Source organism: Arthrobacter sp. 3Tela_A, from assembly GCF_049311025.1.
Lineage (GTDB): Bacteria > Actinomycetota > Actinomycetes > Actinomycetales > Micrococcaceae > Arthrobacter_B.
In genome coordinates this window covers 31,446-51,105 of record NZ_JAXIOM010000003.1, presented here as the reverse complement: position 1 = coordinate 51,105, position 19,660 = coordinate 31,446, and the positions used below count along the sequence as shown (strand labels likewise).

The window sequence follows — 19,660 nt, the reverse complement described above, 5'->3', positions numbered from 1 at the left end:
GTCGACCCTAACAGGCACGGCGGGAGGGACCGGCGTCAGCTCTCGCGGGGTTTGCGGTCGGCGTCGATTGTGACGTCCGGATTGGCGTCGTGCAGGGAGTCCTCGGCTGCGGAGTCATCCAGCTCAGCCCGGTTGCGCGACGGCGGCGTCTTTTCGCTGAAGCGGCTCTGCAGGCCTACGGCAGCGGCGTCGCGCATGTCCCGGAAGAACAGGTACGTGACGCACCAGGCCAGGACGGCAGAGACGATGGCAGAGAGCACCAGCCCAAGCTGCAGGTAGATACCTGCAACGAAGAAGACGGCCACCAGTCCAAGGCGGAGAGCGGTAAATTTCCAGAAAGCCACGTGCCCATTCTACGGGTACGGCCTGAAAGCCTCTCCCAGCTTGCTCCTTGGACCGTAAACCCTCAATTAGGTGCCTTTGGAAACTATTCAGGCCGCCTTCAGCTGGCTCCACTACACTGGGGGAATGCCCCGCATCGTACTTCTCAGCGTCATCGTCGTCGCAGCTGTCATCATCTACGCCGTCATCGACTGCCTTATGTCCCGGGCCCATGAAGTGCGGAGCATCTCCAAACCCTTTTGGATCGCCGTGATCGTGCTGCTGCCTGTGCTCGGCGCGATCCTGTGGTTCCTCTTTGGGCGTCCGGGCCACGGGCCAGAGCCCAAGCCCCGTGCCCCGCGGCACCCCACCGCTCCGGATGATGACCCCGAGTTCCTCCGCAATCTGGAGATCCGCCGCCGGCAGAAGGCGAAGGAAGAAGAGCTCAAGCGCCGCGAGCAGGAAATCGCCGACCGCGAGAAGCGTTCAAAGCAGAACGACGACGAGAAGCCCAGCAGCAGCTAACCGAAGCTTCACGTGGGAAGCCCCGTTCCGGATCAATTTCGGAATGGGGCTTTTCTTGTCCCTGCGGCTACCCTGCCGCGCCACAGCCGGGAGATTCCTTCCGGTTTGGGACACTTTTCCCTGCTCTTGGGGACATTCCTGCCGGTTCGGGACATTCCTCCGCGGCGCCGCGGCAGGAAAGACCCAAAGTGGCAGGGATCTCCCAAACCGGAGCGCTCCCGGCCAACCCGCCCTCACACGCCCCGGCTCCCGCCCCAAGCCGCACCCCACCGAAACAGCAAAAACCCCGCCCCGGCAGAAGCCGGAGCGGGGCCTTGAAGCGGTAGGGCCTAGACGCCCGAGTAGGAGTGCAGGCCGGCGAAGTAGACGTTGACGATCGTGAAGTTGAAGACCACGCAGAGGTAGCCAACGATCGAGAGCCAGGCGGCACGGGTACCGGTCCAGCCGCGGGTGGCACGTGCGTGCAGGTAGCCGGCGTAGACAACCCAGATCACGAAGGTCCAGACTTCCTTGGTGTCCCAGCCCCAGTAACGGCCCCAGGCCTGCTCTGCCCAGACAGCGCCGGCCATCAGGGTGAAGGTCCAGAGCACAAAGGCAACGGCGTTGATGCGGTAGGAGAAGTTCTCCAGGGACTGTGCCGAGGGAACGATCTTCAGGAACGCGAAGCGTTCCTTCGCGCCGGCACGGGCCTTGGCCTCGCGGTCAGCCTGCAGCAGCTGCAGCACCGACATGGCAAAGGTCAGGGTGAACAGGGCCGAGGCAATAACCGCAACAGAGACATGGATGATCAGCCAGTAGCTCTGCAGCGCGGGGATCAGGTGCCCAACCGGGGTGGGGAAACCGATGGTGGCCGCCATCATCATGATCAGCACCAGGCCAACCACGAAGGTGCCCAGGAACCTGAGATCGCGGCGCAGCAGCACCAGCAGGAAGACCACCGAGACCACCAGGGCTCCGGTGGTGCAGAACTCGTACATGTTGCCCCACGGCACGCGGTGTGCGGCCAGTCCCCGGGCCACCACTGCGGCTGCATGGATGAGCGTGGCCAGTGCGGTGAGGGCGACGGCGACGCGGGCTGCGTTGCGGCGGGCGCCCGTGTAACCCATCGCGTCGTCGGCGGTTACGGCTTCGCCGGTGTTCCACTGGCGGTTGGAGTCCGCCGGTCCGGACGGGGCTCCCGCAGTCGCCATGACCTTCGGAGCGGACTGGACTGCTGCCTTCTGGTCAATGGCCTTCAGCGTCTTGCTGCTCTTGGCCAGATCCCAGGCGAAGGCAAGCAGCGCGACCGTGTAGGTGAACGCCGCCAGCAGCATAAAAAGGTCGCTGTATTCCGCGAGCTGGTAGTCGATGGAGGGCATTAGGAGTCCTTACCTTTTTCTTCCGTGCGTCCGGTGCTGCCGGTCACTGATGCATCGGCCAGGGTTTCCGGGCCTTCCGCTGGGGTTGCGGCGGGGGCGTCCGCCAGCCACTTCTTTTCAAGCAGGGTCCGCAGTGCTGCACCCTCAGTTACCAGCCGCGGATCTTCGCCGCGGGCCAGCAATCCGTACTCGACCATTATGCGGCCATCCTCGGCCGTTCCGGTACGAACCCAAACACGCCGGCGGGCGATAAAGAGGGACGCGGAGAGCCCGGCGAGGCTGAGCGCCGCGAAGATTCCCACCGCTGTCTTGGCCGGATCGTAGTGGACGTCCAGCGCCGCGTAGCGCAGCAGTCCGTCGAAACTGATGGAGCCCTTGCCTTCCGGCAGGTCATAGCTCTGGTTCATGCCCAGGACAATGCCGCCGGAATCCAGGTCGCGGTTGTTCAGCTCGGTAAGGTCATCGGTGTCCAGGACAAAGACGTTGGACGGCACGCCGCCGTCCAGGCCCAGGTCACCGTAGTAGGAGTTCAGGTTCAGCTGCGGATTGACCGGGTCGGGGTCGCCTGAGAAGGAGACTCCGTTTGAATCCAGCATGGCCGTGGGCAGGAAGAACCCAACAAAACCGAGCTGGTCCGGCTTGGCATCTGGCGCTTTGATGACCATCAGCGAGGTGTACACACCATCGGTGGGAACACCCACCACCGGGCCCTGGAAGGCGATCTCGCCCTCGCCGTCGCGCACGGTGACAACCGGTGCGTAGCCGTTGCCGACCAGATAGACCTTGGTGCCGCCGATGTTCAGCGGTTCGTTGACTTTCAGGGTTTCTTTGCGCGGTTCCTCATCCGGGTCTTCCTGCACCGTGACTTCGGCATTAAAGTCCAGCGGCTGGACGTTGCCGTTGGGCTGCCGGTCGAAGGTGACATCGAAGTCATCCAGTGTCAGCGAGTAGGGGCTCAGCTGGGACTCGGAGAAGTTGGTGCCGGGCGTAAAGGTGTCGTACCCCACCAGCGTGTTCACGAAGGTGTCCCCTTCCACCACGATCCGCTGGCCGTTGTAGCCCAGCAGACCGCCCACGGCAACGGACGCCAGGACACCGATCAGGGAGACGTGGAAGACGAGGTTGCCGGTTTCCTTGGCGAAACCGCGCTCGGCGCCGACGGACGGACGGTCGCCGTCCAGGTCCCGCGCCTCCACCCGGTAACCCCGCTTCCGGAGAATTGCCTCAGCGTCGCGGGCAGCCTGCGAGGCGGTCAGCCCCGTACCGGCGGGCACCGCCATCGTGCCGTATTCGGGCAGGCGGGAGAGCTTGGTGGGGGTCCGGGGCGGCTTGGAGCGCAGGGCCTTCCAATGCACCTTGGCGCGGGGAATGACGCAGCCGATCAGGGAGATGAACAGCAGCAGGTAGATCGCGGAGAACCAGACCGAGGAGTACACGTCGAAGAGCTGGAAGCGGTCCAGCCAGGGTCCGGAGCCCGGGTTGTCCTGGATGTACTGGGTGACGGCCCCGGGGTTGGCCGGGCGCTGGGGAAACAGCGAGCCGGGCACCGCTGCCACGGCGAGCAGCAGCAGCAGGAAGAGAGCGGTGCGCATGCTGGTGAGCTGTGTCCACGCCCAGCGCAGGGTGCCGCGCAGTCCCAGGGCGGGAAGCGCGACGTCGTTCTCAGCTTTGGTGCCCTTGCTGTCCGCGGGCGGCTGTTGCGTCATTTCGCTGTCCGGTTCAGGTTTCAACTGGTTCTCATTGTTCTCTGGGGACGGGTTCGGAGGTGTATTCATCAGATGGGCAGGGTCACGCTGTCCAGCCAGCCCTGGAGCTGGTTGATCCAGAGGTTCCAGACGCCGGTGACCATCAGCAGGCCAAGGGCGATCAGCATGCCGCCGCCGAAACGCTGCAGCGCAACGCGGTGGCGGCGGAAGAAGCCCAAGGCACCCATGCCGCGCCGGAAGCCGAGCGCGATCAGCAGGAAGGGAAGCCCAAGGCCAAGGCAGTATACGAAGGTGAGCAGCGCACCCTTCGCCGCGGAGGCGTCGTCGCCGGAGAAGGAGAGCAGCTGCACGGCGGAAAGCGTGGGGCCCAGACATGGAGCCCAGCCCAGCCCGAAGGTGACGCCCAGCAGCGGAGCACCCCAGAGCCCGGCCGGTGGGCGGGCCTCAATCTTGCGGTCACGCTGGAACCAGGACAGGCCACCCATAAAAATGATGCCCAGGAGGATGATCAGCGCACCCAGCACCTGCTGGATCCACGCCTGCTCGGCGCCTCGCAGCCAGGAGCCCAGCTGACCGATTCCGGCACCGATGGCCACGAAGACCACTGAGAAGCCCAGCACAAACAGGGCAATTCCGGTGAACATCCGTCCGCGGCGCTGCTTCTGCAAATCGATTCCGGTCAGGCCGGTGACGTAGCCCAGGTAGCCCGGCACAAGCGGCAGCACACACGGGGACAGGAAGGAAACCAGCCCGGCCAGCACGGCAACGGGAATCGCCAGAAGCATCGACCCGTTCAGGATCGTTTCGGCGAAGACGTTGGCTGCCGGCACGGCGGCAGCGGGAAGCACGGGCGGCACGTCGGCTACGCGGCCAGCGCGTCGGCGATGAGGGTCTTCAGGGTTCCCTTGTCGGCCAGGCCCAGGATGCGTGCAGCAACCCGGCCCTCGCGGTCAAGGACCAGCGTGGTGGGAACGGCCTGCGGCGGCACGAAGCTGGTCATGGCCAGCAGCACTCCCCCGTTGCGGTCCTCGAAGCTGGGGTAGGGAATGGCGAAGTTGCGCTCGAACGCCTCGGCGGTCTTGGCTTCGTCCCGGATGTTCACGCCGTAGAAGCGTGCGCCCTCCGGGGCATAGGTGTCATGCAGTTCCACCAGATCCGGCGCTTCCTTCCGGCAGGGCGCACAGGCGGCGTACCAGAAGTTCAGGACGACGACGTCGCCGGCCCAGTCGGCAGCGCTGACTTCAGTGCCGTCAAAGAGGGTTCCGGTCAGCCGGACCGGTTCGCCGCGCTCGGATGGTGCGTACTCAGTGACGGAACCGTCACCGGCAATGTAGTTCTTGTTGTCTCCGGCCTTGGCCTGTTCAGCCAGCGGATCATCCGCCGAGCAACCCGCCAGGGCGGCCGCCAGCGGCACGCCAACTGCCAGTCCGGCACCAAGCCGCAGGAAGGACCTGCGGTGCATGGCAGCAGGCTGTGTTTCGCTTTCGGGTTTCTTCACGGAGATCCAGCTTTCATCGCGGCAGGGGGCGGCCACTTCTACAACGCGTAGTAATTGTATTATGCGCCCGGCAGGTTTGCTGCCCCGGGCAGAAGATCGGCGGAAGGCTCGGCGTAGCGGACGCCGGTCAGTTCCATGTCGTTGAAGTCCAAAGTGGTCACCGAGGTGAGCGTGCACTCACGGCTGCGGGGATCATGCCAGAGCCTGCGCCCTTCGGCAGCGAGCCTGGTGACCCAGATGGGCAGCTGATGGCTGACCAGTACAGCTTCAGCTCCGCTGCCACCCAGTTCCAGGGCCCGGATGCGGGCATCGTGCACTGCTGCCATGACCCTCTCCACCTGCTGCGCATACGGTTCACCCCACGAGGGCTTCATTGGATTGCGCAGCAGGGGCCAGTACCTGGGATTGCGCAGCTGCCGCTTCACGCCGGGCAGCCCTTCGAAACGGTTCTCCGCCTCAAGGATCCGCTCATCCGTGACGGCTTCCACTCCGAGTGCGCGGGAGATCGGAGCCGCGGTCTCCTGGGCCCGGGTCAGCGGTGAGGCAACCAGGTACACCAGCTTCGCGCCGTCGCTGCGGCGTTCCTGGAAGTGCTGAGCTACCCGGTCTGCCATTTCCCGGCCGAGGTCCGAGAGATGGAACTCCGGAAGCCGGCCGTAGAGAATGCCATCCGGATTGAAGACTTCACCATGACGAACGAGGTGGATCGAGGCGCGGGACATGCCTCCCAGTCTCGCAGACACGCCGGGGAAGATTAAATCTTCACAATCACTTGAACCTTTGACCATTGTGTGTAATAGTGAATGCAAATGCATCTACTGGTGGTGCGGCGAACGGTCTGCCACCGACTTACCCAAGGAGAAAAACATGATCCCCTCCGGTCTCACCGCAGGCACCTGGAACCTCGACTCTTCGCACAGCGAGGTTGGCTTCACCGTCCGCCACGCAGGCATCAGCAAGGTCCGCGGCAACTTCGACAAGGTGAACGCCGTGCTGGAAGTTGGCCAGGACCTCAGCGACTCCAAGATCAGCGCCGAGATTGACGCCGCATCCTTCAACTCGAACGACGCCAACCGCGACGCACACGTCAAGGGCGCCGACTTCTTCGACGTCGAGCAGTTCCCCGAACTGCGCTTCACCGCCACCGGCATTGAAGGCTCCGGGGAAACCTACAAGCTCACCGGCGACCTGACCATCAAGGGAACCACCCGCCCGGTGACGCTCGACGTCGAGTTCAACGGTGTTGCCGTTGACCCCTTCGGCGCCACCCGCGCCGGCTTCGCCGGCACAACGGCCATCAGCCGCAAGGAATTCGGCCTGACCTGGAACGCTGCCCTGGAGACCGGCGGTGTCCTGGTTGGTGACAAGGTCACCATCAACGTGGACGTTGCCTTCGTCAAGGCCTAATGACCCGCTGGGCATGACGGCAGGCCCGGGGCGCTGCGAAGCGCTCCGGACCTGCTGCTCGTTAAGGACTCTTCCCGGCCCGGAAAAGCCCGCGTCCGGTGTGGTGCGGCGGGCGGAGGACTAGACTGGCTTCCGACTTCGCAGATGGGTTATCTGCCCTGCCGGAGGCTCTCCCGGCAGGCCACTCCAGACGGCAGGCGGGCCCAAATGAGCACTCCCAACGTTCCTGAACCCCGGGACAACGGCAATCCCGTACCTGGTGACGGCGGGCCGGAACAGCGTCCGGAACCGCGCTATGGCCAGTACGGACAGCCATCCGGTCAGCCGGGTCAGCCGGGCCAGCCGCAGATTCCGCCGGAGCCCGGCCAGCACCCGGTGCAGGGAAGCGAGCCGGCAGGTGGTCAGTACGGGCAGGGCCAATATGCGCAGGGCCAGTACGGCCAGTCCTACGGCTACCAGCCGGCCCAGCCTTCCGGCTACAGCTACCCCGGCTCCCCGGCGGGACCGGGCCAGGCCAAAGGACCGGCACCGCGGGAAGTCGTGATCGGCTTCTGGCTGATCATCGCGGCAGGCGTGCTTTCCCTCATCAACAACCTGGTGACCTCCTTCCGGATCCCGGACGTCCTGACCAGTGACCAGATCAATTCACTGCGGGACGCGAACGTTGATGTCCAGGATGCCGGCGGCTTCATCGTGTGGTTCTCGGTAGTCCTGAGCATCATTGGACTGGGCATCTACGTACTCATTGCCTGGTTCATCCTCAAGGGACACAACTGGGCGCGGATCCTCGGCACGGTATTCGCTGCCTTCTCCCTTGTTGGACTGCTGGTCTCCTTCCCCGTCTACGTGCTCTCCCTGATCGGCTGGCTTTCCATCCTGTCCTCGCTGGCCGGCATCGCCGGAATCGTCATGCTCTATCTGCGGCCCAGCATCCCCTACTTCCAGCGCCGCGAGTTCAATCCGTACCGCACCTATTAGGGCCACGGAGACGGCACCGGACCCCGCGGAGGGAAATCTGCGACCTCCGGATACAGGTTCCGGCCGGCACAGGTCACAGCCTGGTCCGTGACGCGTAGCGTTGAGTCTCCGCCGGGCTCCTTTCGGGATCCGGGCGGTTTCCATCACCCGGTCTTGTGAAGGCGGCAACGGCTATGAGGACTCCCGGCGCAACGCCCCGCTCCTCCGGAGCTGGCATCAATTCCCTCGCAAACCGCCTCCTGCACCACGGCTTCCGCCGGGCGCCGCAGGAAGACATTCCTGCCGGGGGCCCGGGCCCCGGCGGGAGCGGCGCGGCAGACGGCCTCACACCCGGCGGCGGCTCCCTCTGGCCTGGCGCGCATTGGCGGACGCCTGCTGAGCTGGCCCCGTTTTCCCGACGCTGTCATTCAGCTGGCACTCTCAGCACCTGCCGCCGCCGAACCGCAGCGAAAGGCTCCGCCGGAAGCGCCGGAAGCGCCGGCGGCACCGTCCGGGTCCGGCGAAGCGAAACCGGACTCCGTCCCGGCGAGTTCAGGCTCGGGATCAGCGGCGGCGCTTAAGCCGCCGGTACAGCCGCGCCCGGCTGCCAAAGCCCCGCCGCGCCCGGACCGTTCGCCATCGCCGCCGACTGCGGCACAGCAGCCGCCGCGGATCTCGGACCGCAGGACCAGGCGGCGGGCGCCCCTTGCTGTGAATGCCGCGGCACTGATCATCCTGGCAGCCGGCGCACTGCATCTGGTGGCCAGCCTGCGCGCAGCCTTCGATCCCCTGCGCCCGGCGCCGCCGGCAGCCATCCAGCTGCAGGAGCTTGGCGTTCCGGCGGACATGATCCTCTCCCTGGCCCGGATAGCGGACGTTGCCGTTGCAGCCGTGGCCTTCGGCATTTTCCTGCTCCTGGCTTCCCTCATCCGTGACGGCAGGAACTGGGCCCGGGCTGGGGTATGCGTGCTGGTTGCCGCCGGCCTGTTCTTCGGTTTCCGGGACGGATCATTCCCGCACGTGGCGGCGGCCCTGATAACGGCACTCGGAACCGGGCTGCTGTTCCTGCCCTCCAGCAACCGGTACCTGGCCACGCACGGCGGCAGGACCGGTTAGAAGATCAGCGCAGCAGGCGCGCCTGGGCATCCGTCGCGAGGGCGGCAACCTGGGCGCGCTGCGCGTGGTAGGCCAGGATCTGCAGCTCGGTGGCCATGTCCACTTTGCGGATCTGGACTTCGGGAGGAGCCTGCAGCACTACCGGAGCGAAGCTGAGGATTGACGTGATGCCGGCATCAACCAGGCGGGTGCACATGTCCTGGGCAGCTTCGGCGGGCACGGCCAGGACGGCCATGTTGGCCCGGGTCTTTTCCAGGACAGCTTCCAGTGACTGCACCGGGCTGATCCGCAGCCACCCGACTTCCCGCCCTACGGCCAGCGGGTCGGCGTCGAACAGCGCCACCACTTCGAATCCCCTGGAACCAAAACCGGAATAGCCGGCCAGGGCCCGTCCCAGATGCCCAGCCCCCACAATGGCTACCCGCCAGTCCAGGGTCAGGCCCAGGGCGGCTGAGATCTGGCCGCTGAGATACGGCACGTCATATCCCACACCGCGGGTCCCGTAGGAGCCCAGGTAGGACAGGTCCTTGCGCAGTTTGGGCGAGTTCACCCCCGCAGCTTCCGCAAGCTCTTCGGAGGAAACCCTCTCGATGCCCTCGGTGAGCATGGTGCCCAGGACCCTCAGGTAAACGGTCAGCCGCGCCAGGGATGCCGGCGGTATATGCCGCCCGTGCGCAGACGCGACAGGACCAGCTGCGTCTGGTTCCTCCGGCATACTCACTTCTGCAACTTTCGTCTGCTACTGGGCTGCGGCACGGTTCCTGCGAAGACCTGACGGTCCGGCAGGTTTCCCACTTTAGGACGCGCCCGCTCCCCCACCAAGTGTGTTGAGCGTCTGGTTACGCGGCCAGCAGGCGGCGCAGCCGGGCTTCGTCGATCTGCCAGAAGTCCCGCTGCACGCCGTCAATCATCAGGACGGGGATCTCTTCCGCGAAACGTTCCTGCAGCTGGGGGTCATCTTCGATTGAACGTTCCTGCCAGGGAACGCCGAGATCCGCGGACACCCGGTCCAGCACGTCACGGGCCGCCTGGCACAGGTGGCATCCCGGGCGGGTCAGCAGCAGCAGTTCGGGTACGCGGGCGGAAGTATCGTTCATGACTTCCAACTTAGTCTCCGCGCTGCGCATCAGCGTTCCGGTGAGGTTTTTCTATAGACTTCTTCCATGCCCCGTCCCACGCTCGTCCGTGCCGCCGATTCTCCGGCCGCGGCAGGGCACCCGGGAGAAGCAGCATTTTTCGACGTCGACAACACGCTTATGCGCGGCGCGAGCCTGTTCCATGTGGGCCGGAAGATGTACCAGAAGAAGGTCTTCACACTGCGTGAGGCCGCCGGATTCGCCGTCAAGCAGCTTCGCTTTATGCTGCAGGGCGAGAACCTGAAGGACGTGCACAGCGTCCGCGACGCCGCCCTGGCGTTCGCCACCGGGCTGGCCGCCGAAGACGTGCGGATCCTGGGCGAGGAAGTCTATGACGAGATGATCGTCTCGAAGATCTGGCCGGGTACGCGCGCGCTCACCGAGCAGCACCTGAAAGCCGGCCGGCCAGTCTGGCTGGTTACCGGCACACCGGTCGAAGTCGCCTCCGTGATTGCCAGCAGGCTATCTCTCACCGGAGCCCTGGGCACGGTCAGCGAAGTCACGGACGGCCTCTACACCGGGCGGCTGGTCGGCGAATTCCTGCACGGACCGGCGAAGGCAGCCGGCGTGAAGGAACTGGCCGACCAGGAGGGCCTGGACCTGGAACGCTGCTGGGCGTACAGCGATTCCTACAACGACGTCCCGCTGCTCAGCATGGTGGGACACCCCGTTGCCATCAACCCGGATGCCCGGCTGCGCCGCCATGCCCGGGACCACAACTGGCCCGTCTACGATTTCCGCTCGGGCCGGCGTGCAGCCACGCTGGGCCTGAAAACGGCCTCATTCGCCGGGGCAGCCTACGGGCTGTGGCGCGGCTTCTCCTGGGTCCGCTCCCGCTAGCACCTGCCCTGCGTCAGCGGCCCGGCGTTAAAAAGCGGAAGCCCGCCATGTCCGGCTACGGACGGCGGGCTTCGGCGGCAGCTAAGAAGAAGAATTTACTTCTTGTTACGGCGCTGGTGGCGGGTCTTACGAAGCAGCTTACGGTGCTTCTTCTTGGCCATACGCTTGCGGCGCTTCTTGATTACTGAACCCACAGAGTCCTCACAAACTTGAATTAGGAGCCATGCCGGTCCCCGCTTCCGCCAGGCCTCGTGGCCCGCCAGCATCGGTTCCGGCAGTTACTAGCCAGAATGAAAACGTTCCTTAACAGGGTACCGCCTCCGCGCTGTCTTTATGGACAGCGCCGGGAGCACCCCAAAATCAGGTTACGGCCCGGAAGTGCCTAAGCCGTTCCGGACTGCCGGTCGATGACGGCGTTGCGCAAAACCTGCTGCACCGCAGACTCCGGCACGCGGTACGACCGTCCGAAGCGGACTGCCGGGAGTTCCCCGGAATGCACCAGCCGGTAAACGGTCATCTTGGACACGCGCATGACATCCGCGACCTCTGACACCGTCAGAAACCGCACGTCCGAGAAATTGCTCTCGTCTGCCATTTATCTCTTGTTCCTTCGCTCGGAAGCAACCTGCGCCTTGCACAACACCGGCGGCGTGTCGCCTTGATGACCATCTCGTGACCGTCTAGCACTCTACTCTAGTGGCTGGAGTAACCATAGTGGAAGTTTCTCCCCGCAAACCGTCGCGCTTATGACGCATTTCGGCGGCTGCGCGCTGCCTGCGCCAGCACAGTCAGCACCCCTGCGGAGGTGTCCCAGTCCATGCACTTGTCCGTGATGCTCTGGCCGTAGACCAGCGGAGCCGGATTAGCGGCGTCGTGCGCCTGGGCCCCGCCCACCAGGAAGCTCTCCAGCATGACGCCGGCCAGGATGCCGGCGCCTGCGGTCCCCGACTCCAGCTGGGCTGCCAGTTCAAGGGCCACTTCAGCCTGCCGGTGGTGGTTCTTTCCGGAGTTCGCGTGGCTGGCGTCAACAATCAGCCGCGGGTTCAGCCCGCGGGCGGCCAGCGCCTGCGAGGCGGCAGCGACATCGGCGGCGGAGTAGTTGGGTCCGGCGCTTCCGCCGCGCAGGATCAGGTGTGTGTCCGGGTTCCCGGCGGTGCGGACCATCGAGGCCCGGCCGGCGCCGTCGATCCCCAGGAAGGACTGCGGGGCAGCTGCTGCCGCACAGGCGTCCAGGGCGATCTGGAGCGACCCGTCCGTGCCGTTCTTGAAGCCCACGGGCATGGACAGACCGGAGGCCAGCTGGCGGTGGATCTGGCTTTCGGTAGTCCGGGCGCCGATGGCTCCCCAGCTGACCAGGTCCGCGACGTACTGCGGGCTGATGGGTTCCAGGAACTCGGTGGCAACCGGGAGCCCCAGCTCGCCGGCAGCGATCAGGAACCGCCGGGCGGCGTACAGCCCGGCCTCAATGTCGTGGCTGCCGTCCAGGTGCGGATCATTGATCAAACCCTTCCAGCCCACCGTGGTGCGGGGCTTTTCGAAGTACGCCCGCAGCACGATCAGCAGGTCGTCCCGGTGCTGCTCAGCAGCAGCCGCAAGGCGGCGCGCGTAGTCAAGGCCGGCGTCCGGATCATGGATGGAGCAGGGCCCGACGACGACGAGCAGGCGGTCATCAACGCCGTCGAGCACCGCACGGACAGCTTCCCGGCCGCTGCGGACCGTCTCTGCCAGTTCCGTGGACAGCGGCAGTTCAGCCAGCAGCTGCTCCGGCGCAGGCAGCGGGCGGAACTCGCTGATGCGAAGGTCTGAGGTGGTCTGGAAGTGCTGTGTGGCGGTGAGGTTCATGGTCCCGTATCCGTTTTGAGAATGGACCGGCGGGACTCGTCTTCAGAACCCGCCGGATATGGCGAAGGACAGGGAATGATCCCTGTCCTGTTGGCTCTGAAGGTTGGCGTCAGCGTATTATCGCGCGGGCTCCTCCAGAGCCAACGAAAAATACGCATACCAACGGTTAGTCATGGGTAAGACCGTAAACCCGAACCCGGGCTGCCGCAAGTTCCGGTGTTCACATTCTTCCTATGTGACGTGCGTCCCTCCGGGTCCGGCGTAGGCTCGGGTGCCAGGAACACAGTGAAAGTGAGTTGTTGGTGACGACAAAACCCCGGGCCCTCACCCGCAGGATTCCCCGCGTCCAGGATCTGGCGCCCCTGATGCAGTTCAAGAAGCCCCAGCTGGGAACGGCTGCCCGCCTGGAGCGGGCCAGCACTGTCTGGGACCTCAGGGACATGGCCAGGCGGCGCACCCCGAAGGCCCCCTTTGACTACACGGACGGAGCAGCGGAAGCGGAGATTACCCTGCGCCGGGCGCGGGAGGCCTTCGCTGAGCTGCAGTTCCGTCCCGGGGTGCTCCGCAATGTTGAGTCCGTGGACCTTTCGACCACCGTGCTGGGCGCCCCGTCCGCCCTGCCGTTCGGCATCGCCCCTACCGGATTCACCCGGATGATGCAGTCCGAAGGTGAATACGCAGGCTCACAGGCGGCCGAAGCCGCAGGCATCCCGTACACACTCTCCACCATGGGCACAGCGTCCATTGAAGATGTGGCCGAGGCCGCTCCCGGGGGACGGAACTGGTTCCAGCTCTACCTGTGGACGGACCGTGAGCGGTCCCTTGAACTGATCAACCGTGCCGCGGCAGCCGGGTTCGACACCCTGATGGTCACTGTGGATACCGCAGTGGCCGGTGAGCGGCTGCGGGACGTTCGCAACGGCATGACCATTCCTCCGGCACTGACCCTGAAGACGGTGCTGGATGCCTCCTACCGGCCGGGGTGGTGGTTCAACTTCCTGACCCACGAACCGCTGTCCTTCGCCTCGCTGAACCGGTACTCCGGAACGGTGGCTGAGCTCATCAACTCAATGTTCGACCCCACCCTGACCTACGAGGACCTGGACTGGCTCCGCGGTGTCTGGAAGGGAAACCTGGTGGTCAAGGGCATCCAGACCCTGGACGATGCGCAGCGGGCGGTGGATCACGGAGCTGACGGCATTGTGCTCTCCAACCACGGCGGGCGGCAGCTTGACCGTGCACCCATTCCGCTGCTGCTGCTCCCGGAGGTTGCGGCCCGGCTGAAGGGCAAAACCAGCATCATCCTGGACACCGGAATCATGAGCGGCGGAGATATTGTTGCGGCCCTGGCCCTGGGCGCTGACTTCACGCTGATCGGCCGGGCCTACCTGTACGGGCTGATGGCCGGCGGCCGGGCCGGAGTGGACCGCAGCATCGGTATCCTCTCCGCCCAGGCGGCCCGGACCATGGCCCTGATGGGAGTGGCCGGCGTCAGCGAACTGACACCGGACCACGTCCGGCTGGGGACCTCCCGCTAGATGACGCCGAGTGCCAGCATCGCGTCGGCAACCTTGACGAAGCCGCCGATGTTGGCGCCCACCACGTAGTTTCCGGGGGAACCGTACTCGTCCGCGGTGGCGGCGCAGCGGTCGTGAATGTTGACCATGATCTGGCTCAGCCGCTGCTCGGTGTGCTCGAAGGACCAGGAATCGCGGCTGGCGTTCTGCTGCATTTCCAGGGCGGAGGTAGCCACGCCGCCGGCGTTGGCTGCCTTGCCCGGGCCGAAGAGCACCTTGGCTTCCTGGAAGATCTCTATCGCCTTGGGGGTGCAGGGCATGTTGGCGCCCTCCGCCACCGCAATGACGCCGGACTTCAGCAGCGAGGCGGCGTCGTCTTCACCCAGTTCGTTCTGCGTGGCGCAGGGCAGTGCCACATTGGCACCGGCATCCCACACCGAACCACCGGCAACGAAGGAGACGTTCCCGCCGCGGCGCTGGGCGTACTCGGAGATGCGCCCGCGCTCGTGTTCCTTGATCTGGCGCAGCAGGGCGACGTCGATTCCCGCTTCATCCACTACGTAGCCGGAGGAATCGGAGCAGGCCACAACCTTGCCGCCGAGCTCCTGGGCCTTGGCGATCGCGTTAATGGCCACGTTGCCGGAGCCGGAGACGATCACGCGCTGTCCGTCCAGGCTCAGGCCGCGGGTCTTGAGCATTTCCTCCACGAACATCACGACGCCGTAGCCGGTGGCCTCCGGGCGGACGAGTGAACCGCCCCAGCTGACGCCCTTGCCGGTGAGCACACCGGATTCGTAGCGGTTGGTGATGCGCTTGTACTGGCCGAAGAGATAGCCGATCTCACGGCCGCTCACGCCGATGTCCCCCGCCGGCACGTCGGTGTACTCGCCGATGTGGCGGTAAAGCTCAGTCATAAAGGACTGGCAGAAGCGCATGACCTCGGCGTCGGATTTCCCGCGCGGGTCAAAGTCCGAGCCGCCCTTGCCGCCGCCGATCGGCATCCCGGTGAGGGCGTTCTTGAAGATCTGTTCGAAACCGAGGAACTTAACAATTCCCAGGTAAACACTGGGGTGGAAGCGCAGGCCGCCCTTGTACGGGCCCAGGGCAGAGTTGAACTCGACACGGAAACCGCGGTTGATGCGGACATGGCCCTGGTCATCGACCCACGGCACACGGAAGATGATCTGGCGCTCGGGCTCGCAGATGCGCTGGAGAATCGCGGCCTCACCGAACTCCGGGTGCTTGCGCAGTACCGGTTCGAGGGATTCGAAGACTTCAACCACCGCCTGGTGGAATTCTGTTTCGCCGGGGTTGCGGCGGAAGACTTCGTCGCGCACGCGTGTGAGTGTTGCGTCCATGTGTTGCTCCTTATCGATGCCCCCACCCGTTTACTACGCTAGACCGGTCAGCGCCGGTTAGCGATCCGGGACCGGGTTGGGGTGCCGCCTACGGGCGGCGACGGCGGAACTTGGGCAGTGCTCCCAACAGATCAGCAGCGCGTTCCGCGGCGCGGCCTACAGTTCGGCCCAGCTGCTGCTGGACGCTGGCGTCGGCTGCTGCAGCCTCAGTTTCGGCGGCGCCGGACGGCAGTTTGGCCGAGGCGGCGGCAGCAGCGGTTTGCCGTGTTGTGCCGGGCAGTCCGGCAAACAGGGATCGGCCGCGGGCTTCGCCGCTGTGTCCGGCGGCGAGGCCTGCCAGACTCGGAGTAGGTGCCTGGGCGGCCGTAAGTGATGGCAGATCAAATGCGCTTAGCCATAGTACTACTTCGTCGAGGGGCGCCGTCTTCAGCGAGTAGTAGCGCCGCTGGCCTTCGGCCCGCATATCCACCAGTCCCGCTTCACGGAGCACCTTCAGGTGCTTGGAAACCGTCGGCTGGCTGACCTCCAGTTCCTGGACCAGTGCCCCAACGGACTTGTCACCGCAGCGCAGTGCGCCCAGGATTTCCCGCCGGGTTCCCTCTGCTATGACAGCGAAAACATCGTCAATGACCATAAGCATTACCTTAGCGGCATATGGGGCAGGACCCTGCCGCGGCGGGCGGCGGCCCGCTCAGTCGAACCAGGGGTCCAGTCCGTGGAGCGGGAAGATTTCCTTGCGGGTGGCCATGACCGTCCGGTCAATGTCGTCATTCGGGTCGTAGCCGACTTCCCAGGACCGCCACCACATGTCCACGCCGTCGCCCATGGCCGGCGGGGTATCGACTCCGTGCTTCTCGCGCACGTAGTCCCGCCAGGCCTGGGGCACCGGGGTGGTCAGCGGCATGCGGGTGTTGGCGGCCACCGCGAGCAGGAGCGCCCAGGAGCGCGGAACCACGCTGGCCACGTTGTAGCCTCCGCCGCCGGTGGCAATCCAGCGGCCTTCGCAGAACTGGTCTGCCAGGGAGGAGATGGTCAGCGCCGCCTGCCGCTGGGTGTCCACGGACAGCCGCAGGTTGGACAGCGGGTCATCACGGTGCCCGTCGCAGCCGTGCTGGCTGATGATCACTTCGGGTTCGAAGGCGGCAGCCAGCTGGGGCACGACGGCGTGGAAGGCCCGCAGCCAGCCGGCGTCCCGGGTGCCGGGCGGCAGGGCGACGTTGGCGGCGGTGCCCGGAGCGTCCGGTCCGCCTGATTCGTTGGCGAACCCGGTGCCGGGAAAGAGGGAGATCCCGGTTTCGTGGATTGAAATGGTCATCACGCGGGGGTCATTCCAGAAGATCGACTGGGTGCCGTCACCGTGGTGCGCGTCGACGTCGATGTAGAGAACACGGGTGTAGCCGGTGTCCAGGAACCGGGCTACGGCGGCTGCGGCGTCGTTGTAGATGCAGAACCCTGCAGCCTTGCCCGCCGAAGCGTGATGCATTCCGCCGGCGAAATTCACCGCGTGCCGCGCCCTGCCGGAGAGGACGGCCTCGGCCGCGGCGAGGGAGCCGCCCACTAGCCGGGCACTGGCTTCGTGCATGCCCTCAAAGGCAGGATCGTCCTCGGTGCCCAATCCCAGGGCAGCATTGGACCTCTCCGGGTTCCGGCTGACTTCCCGGACCGCGGCGACGTAGGCGGGGTCATGGACCCGGGCCAGCTGCGCATCCTCAGCGACGTACGGAGCGCCCAGACTGACCTGGGGAAGGTCAAAGATGCCCAGCTCCTTCGCCAGGCGGGCGGTGAGATCAAGCCGCAGCGGACTCATCGGATGGTTCTGCCCAAAGTTATACGCCAGCAACGATTCGTCCCACACAATGTGCGTGGGCACAGCGGGAAGGCTCAGCCCGTTACTCGTCATGGTCACAGGCTACGCGATCGGGCCTGCCTGTCCTGCACTGCCGGGCGCCGGGTTAAGTGGTTTACTACTTTGCAGGACCCCGCGCACGAGAACTGGACTTTTCTACCCATGGCATCCCAACCGCAGCGCACGCTGCAGACGCGGCAGCGCCGTCCGCTGAGCTTTATTGTCGCAGGCCGGGACTTTATCGACGCCGTGGCCAACTCGTCCCCGGCCCGGCTGGCCCTGATCGTCTTCTCCCTTGTCATCCTGGTGTTCACTGCCCTGCTGGCCCTGCCCCTGGCTTCCTCGTCAGGGCAGGCCACAGCCCTGCATGACGCCCTGTTTACGGCTGTCTCGGCGGTCTGCGTGACCGGGCTGACCGTAGTTTCCACCGCCGCCTACTGGTCCGGTTTCGGCCAGGTGCTGATTCTCGTGGCCATCCAGGTGGGCGGCCTGGGCATCCTGACCATGGCATCGCTGCTGGCCCTGGCGGTAAACCGGCGGCTGGGTGTGCGCGGGAAACTGATCGCGCAGGAAGGCATGAACACCGGCCGTCTGGGCGAAGTGGGCAACCTGCTCCGAATTGTCGTGAGCACCACGGTGCTGATCGAACTCGCGCTGGCGGCCGTCCTGGCGCCGCGCTTCATGATCCTGGGCGAGTCCCCTGGACAAGCCATCTGGCACGCCGTTTTCTACGCCGTCTCCTCCTTCAACAACGCCGGGTTCACGCCGCACTCGGACGGTCTGGTGCCCTACGAAAATGACTTGTGGGTGCTGGTGCCGATCATGGCCGGCGTCTTCATCGGCAGCCTTGGTTTCCCGGTGATCATGGTGCTGCTCCAGAGCCGGATGAAGGCCCGGCGGTGGAACCTGCACACCAAGCTCACCGTGCTGGTGTCCCTCATCCTGCTGTTCGCCGGCACGCTGCTCTGGGCGGCACTGGAATGGTTCAACCAGCGCACCATCGCCGGAATGGGTGTGGGCGAGAAGATCCTGCACGCCCTCTTCGCCTCCGTGATGATGCGTTCGGGCGGCTTCAGCCTGGTGGACATGGCGGATCAGGACGCCTCCACCCTGGTCATCACGGACATGCTCATGTTCGCGGGCGGCGGCTCGGCTTCCACCGCCGGCGGCATCAAGGTCACCACGATTGCCGTGATTTTCCTGGCGATCGTTGCCGAGGCCCGCGGCGACACGGACGTACGTGCCTTCGGCCGCAACATTCCCGCCGGTGCGCTGCGCGTGGCTATTTCCGTGGTCATCCTGGGCGCCACGATGGTGGCCGTCGCCACCATCGGCCTGCTGATCGTCACGGAGGAAACCCTGCAGCCGGTACTGTTCGAAGTGATCTCCGCCTTCGCTACCGTGGGACTGAGCATCGGGCTCAGTCCCGAGCTGCCGCCGTCGGGCAAGTACATCCTGGCCGGCCTGATGTTCGCCGGGCGCGTGGGTACGATCACCCTGGCAGCAGCCCTGGCGCTGCGGCAGCGCAAGCCGCTGTACCACTACCCCGAAGAAAGGCCCATCATTGGCTGAGAGACCGCCGCATAACGCCCCCGTCCTGGTCATCGGGCTGGGCCGCTTCGGTTCTGCCACCGCTGAACAGCTGGTGAAGCAGGGCCGTGAAGTCCTGGCGATCGAGCGGGACCCGGACCTGGTGCAGAAGGCCTCCGGCAAGCTCACGCACGTGGTCCAGGCAGATGCCACCAACATCGACGCGCTGAAGCAGCTGGGGGCCCAGGACTTCTCCGCCGCCGTCGTGGGTGTGGGCACGTCCATCGAGTCCAGCGTGCTGATCACGGTGAACCTGGTGGACCTGGGCATTGAGCACCTGTGGGTGAAGGCGATTACCCCGGCGCACGGAAAGATCCTCACCCGGATCGGCGCCAACCACGTGATCTACCCTGAGGCGGACGCCGGGCAGCGCGCCGCGCACCTGGTGGGCGGCCGGATGCTGGATTTCATTGAGTTCGACGACGACTTCGCGATTGTGAAGATGTACCCGCCGAAGGAAACCCAGGGCTTCACGCTGCGCGAGTCCAACGTGCGGTCGAAGTACGGCGTGACCGTGGTCGGGGTGAAGTCCCCGGGTGAGGACTTCACCTACGCGCAGGCGGACACCAGGGTGTCCAGCCGGGACATGCTGATCGTGTCCGGGCACGTAGACCTGCTGGAACGCTTCGCGTCCCGGCCGTAG

Annotated in this window: 22 protein-coding genes; 8 read left to right on the top strand and 14 right to left on the bottom strand. The window is 65.5% G+C overall.

From position 1 onward, the window contains the following. Nucleotides 1-35: 35 nt before the first annotated feature. Nucleotides 36-344 (bottom strand): DUF4229 domain-containing protein, encoded by a 309-nt coding sequence (locus TVC13_RS01885; RefSeq protein WP_422399547.1) that lies wholly within the window; start codon nucleotides 342-344, stop codon nucleotides 36-38. Nucleotides 345-468: 124 nt separating this feature from the next. On the opposite strand from TVC13_RS01885, the gene TVC13_RS01880 reads away from it, so the two are divergent. Further along, entirely contained in the window at nucleotides 469-846 is a 378-nt protein-coding gene (locus tag TVC13_RS01880) for a PLDc N-terminal domain-containing protein (protein WP_422399546.1), read from the top strand. A 329-nt stretch (nucleotides 847-1,175) separates the two neighbouring features. Here TVC13_RS01880 and ccsB read toward each other — a convergent pair whose 3' ends face one another. The 5 genes from ccsB to TVC13_RS01855 form a co-directional block, all read right to left on the bottom strand. Beyond that, nucleotides 1,176-2,204, bottom strand: coding sequence for a c-type cytochrome biogenesis protein CcsB (ccsB, locus tag TVC13_RS01875; protein ID WP_422399545.1), 1,029 nt, complete (start codon nucleotides 2,202-2,204; stop codon nucleotides 1,176-1,178). Next, nucleotides 2,204-3,910: a cytochrome c biogenesis protein ResB gene (gene resB / locus TVC13_RS01870; protein WP_422399544.1), complete on the bottom strand. Its 1,707-nt coding sequence runs from the start codon at nucleotides 3,908-3,910 to the stop codon at nucleotides 2,204-2,206. The genes ccsB and resB overlap by 1 nt, the downstream gene beginning before the upstream one ends. A gap of 68 nt (nucleotides 3,911-3,978) precedes the next feature. Next, complete coding sequence (locus TVC13_RS01865) at nucleotides 3,979-4,695, bottom strand: cytochrome c biogenesis CcdA family protein (RefSeq protein ID WP_422399617.1); 717 nt, start codon at nucleotides 4,693-4,695, stop codon at nucleotides 3,979-3,981. Nucleotides 4,696-4,772: 77 nt separating this feature from the next. Continuing rightward, nucleotides 4,773-5,372, bottom strand: coding sequence for a redoxin domain-containing protein (locus TVC13_RS01860; RefSeq protein WP_422399616.1), 600 nt, complete (start codon nucleotides 5,370-5,372; stop codon nucleotides 4,773-4,775). A 95-nt stretch (nucleotides 5,373-5,467) separates the two neighbouring features. Further along, nucleotides 5,468-6,130, bottom strand: a complete 663-nt coding sequence (locus TVC13_RS01855) for a histidine phosphatase family protein (RefSeq protein ID WP_422399615.1) — start codon at nucleotides 6,128-6,130, stop codon at nucleotides 5,468-5,470. A gap of 145 nt (nucleotides 6,131-6,275) precedes the next feature. On the opposite strand from TVC13_RS01855, the gene TVC13_RS01850 reads away from it, so the two are divergent. The 3 genes from TVC13_RS01850 to TVC13_RS01840 all read left to right on the top strand — a co-directional run bounded on the left by TVC13_RS01850 (nucleotide 6,276) and on the right by TVC13_RS01840 (nucleotide 8,888). Then, nucleotides 6,276-6,815: a YceI family protein gene (locus TVC13_RS01850; RefSeq protein ID WP_422399543.1), complete on the top strand. Its 540-nt coding sequence runs from the start codon at nucleotides 6,276-6,278 to the stop codon at nucleotides 6,813-6,815. A 207-nt stretch (nucleotides 6,816-7,022) separates the two neighbouring features. Beyond that, nucleotides 7,023-7,793, top strand: a complete 771-nt coding sequence (locus tag TVC13_RS01845; protein ID WP_422399542.1) for a hypothetical protein — start codon at nucleotides 7,023-7,025, stop codon at nucleotides 7,791-7,793. Nucleotides 7,794-8,483: 690 nt separating this feature from the next. Beyond that, nucleotides 8,484-8,888 carry a hypothetical protein gene (locus tag TVC13_RS01840; protein WP_422399541.1) on the top strand — a complete coding sequence of 135 codons (405 nt, stop codon included), beginning with the start codon at nucleotides 8,484-8,486 and terminating at the stop codon, nucleotides 8,886-8,888. A 4-nt stretch (nucleotides 8,889-8,892) separates the two neighbouring features. Here the strand turns inward: TVC13_RS01840 and TVC13_RS01835 are convergent, their stop codons facing one another. Both TVC13_RS01835 and TVC13_RS01830 read right to left on the bottom strand, forming a co-directional pair. Continuing rightward, nucleotides 8,893-9,603, bottom strand: a complete 711-nt coding sequence (locus tag TVC13_RS01835) for a redox-sensing transcriptional repressor Rex (protein ID WP_422399540.1) — start codon at nucleotides 9,601-9,603, stop codon at nucleotides 8,893-8,895. A gap of 124 nt (nucleotides 9,604-9,727) precedes the next feature. Beyond that, entirely contained in the window at nucleotides 9,728-9,985 is a 258-nt protein-coding gene (locus TVC13_RS01830) for a glutaredoxin family protein (protein ID WP_422399539.1), read from the bottom strand. Between the two features lie 66 nt (nucleotides 9,986-10,051). On the opposite strand from TVC13_RS01830, the gene TVC13_RS01825 reads away from it, so the two are divergent. Then, the gene (locus TVC13_RS01825) at nucleotides 10,052-10,864 is read left to right on the top strand and encodes an HAD family hydrolase (RefSeq protein WP_422399538.1); all 813 of its coding nucleotides are present in this window, start codon (nucleotides 10,052-10,054) and stop codon (nucleotides 10,862-10,864) included. Between the two features lie 95 nt (nucleotides 10,865-10,959). Here TVC13_RS01825 and TVC13_RS01820 read toward each other — a convergent pair whose 3' ends face one another. From TVC13_RS01820 to TVC13_RS01810, 3 genes are all read right to left on the bottom strand, one after another. Continuing rightward, complete coding sequence (locus TVC13_RS01820; RefSeq protein ID WP_003792170.1) at nucleotides 10,960-11,058, bottom strand: 30S ribosomal protein bS22; 99 nt, start codon at nucleotides 11,056-11,058, stop codon at nucleotides 10,960-10,962. A gap of 188 nt (nucleotides 11,059-11,246) precedes the next feature. Next, nucleotides 11,247-11,459 (bottom strand): helix-turn-helix domain-containing protein, encoded by a 213-nt coding sequence (locus tag TVC13_RS01815; RefSeq protein WP_055239164.1) that lies wholly within the window; start codon nucleotides 11,457-11,459, stop codon nucleotides 11,247-11,249. A 149-nt stretch (nucleotides 11,460-11,608) separates the two neighbouring features. Further along, nucleotides 11,609-12,706, bottom strand: coding sequence for a 3-deoxy-7-phosphoheptulonate synthase (locus tag TVC13_RS01810; RefSeq protein WP_422399537.1), 1,098 nt, complete (start codon nucleotides 12,704-12,706; stop codon nucleotides 11,609-11,611). A 302-nt stretch (nucleotides 12,707-13,008) separates the two neighbouring features. Between TVC13_RS01810 and TVC13_RS01805 the strand changes: the two genes are divergently transcribed. After that, a complete protein-coding gene (locus tag TVC13_RS01805; protein WP_422399536.1) occupies nucleotides 13,009-14,244 on the top strand; it encodes an alpha-hydroxy acid oxidase in 1,236 nt (411 codons plus the stop codon). Here TVC13_RS01805 and gdhA read toward each other — a convergent pair. From gdhA to TVC13_RS01790, 3 genes are all read right to left on the bottom strand, one after another. Continuing rightward, nucleotides 14,241-15,581 carry an NADP-specific glutamate dehydrogenase gene (gene gdhA / locus TVC13_RS01800; RefSeq protein ID WP_422399535.1) on the bottom strand — a complete coding sequence of 447 codons (1,341 nt, stop codon included), beginning with the start codon at nucleotides 15,579-15,581 and terminating at the stop codon, nucleotides 14,241-14,243. The genes TVC13_RS01805 and gdhA overlap by 4 nt on opposite strands. 88 nt (nucleotides 15,582-15,669) lie before the next feature. Beyond that, nucleotides 15,670-16,215: an ArsR/SmtB family transcription factor gene (locus TVC13_RS01795; protein ID WP_422399534.1), complete on the bottom strand. Its 546-nt coding sequence runs from the start codon at nucleotides 16,213-16,215 to the stop codon at nucleotides 15,670-15,672. A gap of 57 nt (nucleotides 16,216-16,272) precedes the next feature. Further along, nucleotides 16,273-17,481, bottom strand: a complete 1,209-nt coding sequence (locus TVC13_RS01790) for an acetoin utilization protein AcuC (protein ID WP_422399533.1) — start codon at nucleotides 17,479-17,481, stop codon at nucleotides 16,273-16,275. A 108-nt stretch (nucleotides 17,482-17,589) separates the two neighbouring features. Between TVC13_RS01790 and TVC13_RS01785 the strand changes: the two genes are divergently transcribed. Beyond that, nucleotides 17,590-18,999 (top strand): TrkH family potassium uptake protein, encoded by a 1,410-nt coding sequence (locus TVC13_RS01785; protein ID WP_422399532.1) that lies wholly within the window; start codon nucleotides 17,590-17,592, stop codon nucleotides 18,997-18,999. Continuing rightward, nucleotides 18,992-19,660: a potassium channel family protein gene (locus TVC13_RS01780; protein ID WP_422399531.1), complete on the top strand. Its 669-nt coding sequence runs from the start codon at nucleotides 18,992-18,994 to the stop codon at nucleotides 19,658-19,660. The genes TVC13_RS01785 and TVC13_RS01780 overlap by 8 nt, the downstream gene beginning before the upstream one ends.

Excerpts from the sequence above, each read along its gene's own strand:
- TVC13_RS01785 (WP_422399532.1), top strand. The coding sequence starts at position 17,590 with ATGGCATCCCAACCGCAGCGCACGCTGCAGACGCGGCAGCGCCGTCCG.
- gdhA (WP_422399535.1), bottom strand. The coding sequence starts at position 15,581 with ATGGACGCAACACTCACACGCGTGCGCGACGAAGTCTTCCGCCGCAAC.
- TVC13_RS01865 (WP_422399617.1), bottom strand. The coding sequence starts at position 4,695 with ATGCTTCTGGCGATTCCCGTTGCCGTGCTGGCCGGGCTGGTTTCCTTC.
- TVC13_RS01855 (WP_422399615.1), bottom strand. The coding sequence starts at position 6,130 with ATGTCCCGCGCCTCGATCCACCTCGTTCGTCATGGTGAAGTCTTCAAT.
- resB (WP_422399544.1), bottom strand. The coding sequence starts at position 3,910 with ATGACGCAACAGCCGCCCGCGGACAGCAAGGGCACCAAAGCTGAGAAC.
- TVC13_RS01795 (WP_422399534.1), bottom strand. The coding sequence starts at position 16,215 with ATGGTCATTGACGATGTTTTCGCTGTCATAGCAGAGGGAACCCGGCGG.
- TVC13_RS01850 (WP_422399543.1), top strand. The coding sequence starts at position 6,276 with ATGATCCCCTCCGGTCTCACCGCAGGCACCTGGAACCTCGACTCTTCG.
- ccsB (WP_422399545.1), bottom strand. The coding sequence starts at position 2,204 with ATGCCCTCCATCGACTACCAGCTCGCGGAATACAGCGACCTTTTTATG.
- TVC13_RS01830 (WP_422399539.1), bottom strand. The coding sequence starts at position 9,985 with ATGAACGATACTTCCGCCCGCGTACCCGAACTGCTGCTGCTGACCCGC.
- TVC13_RS01825 (WP_422399538.1), top strand. The coding sequence starts at position 10,052 with ATGCCCCGTCCCACGCTCGTCCGTGCCGCCGATTCTCCGGCCGCGGCA.
- TVC13_RS01790 (WP_422399533.1), bottom strand. The coding sequence starts at position 17,481 with ATGACGAGTAACGGGCTGAGCCTTCCCGCTGTGCCCACGCACATTGTG.
- TVC13_RS01845 (WP_422399542.1), top strand. The coding sequence starts at position 7,023 with ATGAGCACTCCCAACGTTCCTGAACCCCGGGACAACGGCAATCCCGTA.
- TVC13_RS01835 (WP_422399540.1), bottom strand. The coding sequence starts at position 9,603 with ATGCCGGAGGAACCAGACGCAGCTGGTCCTGTCGCGTCTGCGCACGGG.
- TVC13_RS01880 (WP_422399546.1), top strand. The coding sequence starts at position 469 with ATGCCCCGCATCGTACTTCTCAGCGTCATCGTCGTCGCAGCTGTCATC.
- TVC13_RS01860 (WP_422399616.1), bottom strand. The coding sequence starts at position 5,372 with ATGCACCGCAGGTCCTTCCTGCGGCTTGGTGCCGGACTGGCAGTTGGC.
- TVC13_RS01815 (WP_055239164.1), bottom strand. The coding sequence starts at position 11,459 with ATGGCAGACGAGAGCAATTTCTCGGACGTGCGGTTTCTGACGGTGTCA.
- TVC13_RS01810 (WP_422399537.1), bottom strand. The coding sequence starts at position 12,706 with ATGAACCTCACCGCCACACAGCACTTCCAGACCACCTCAGACCTTCGC.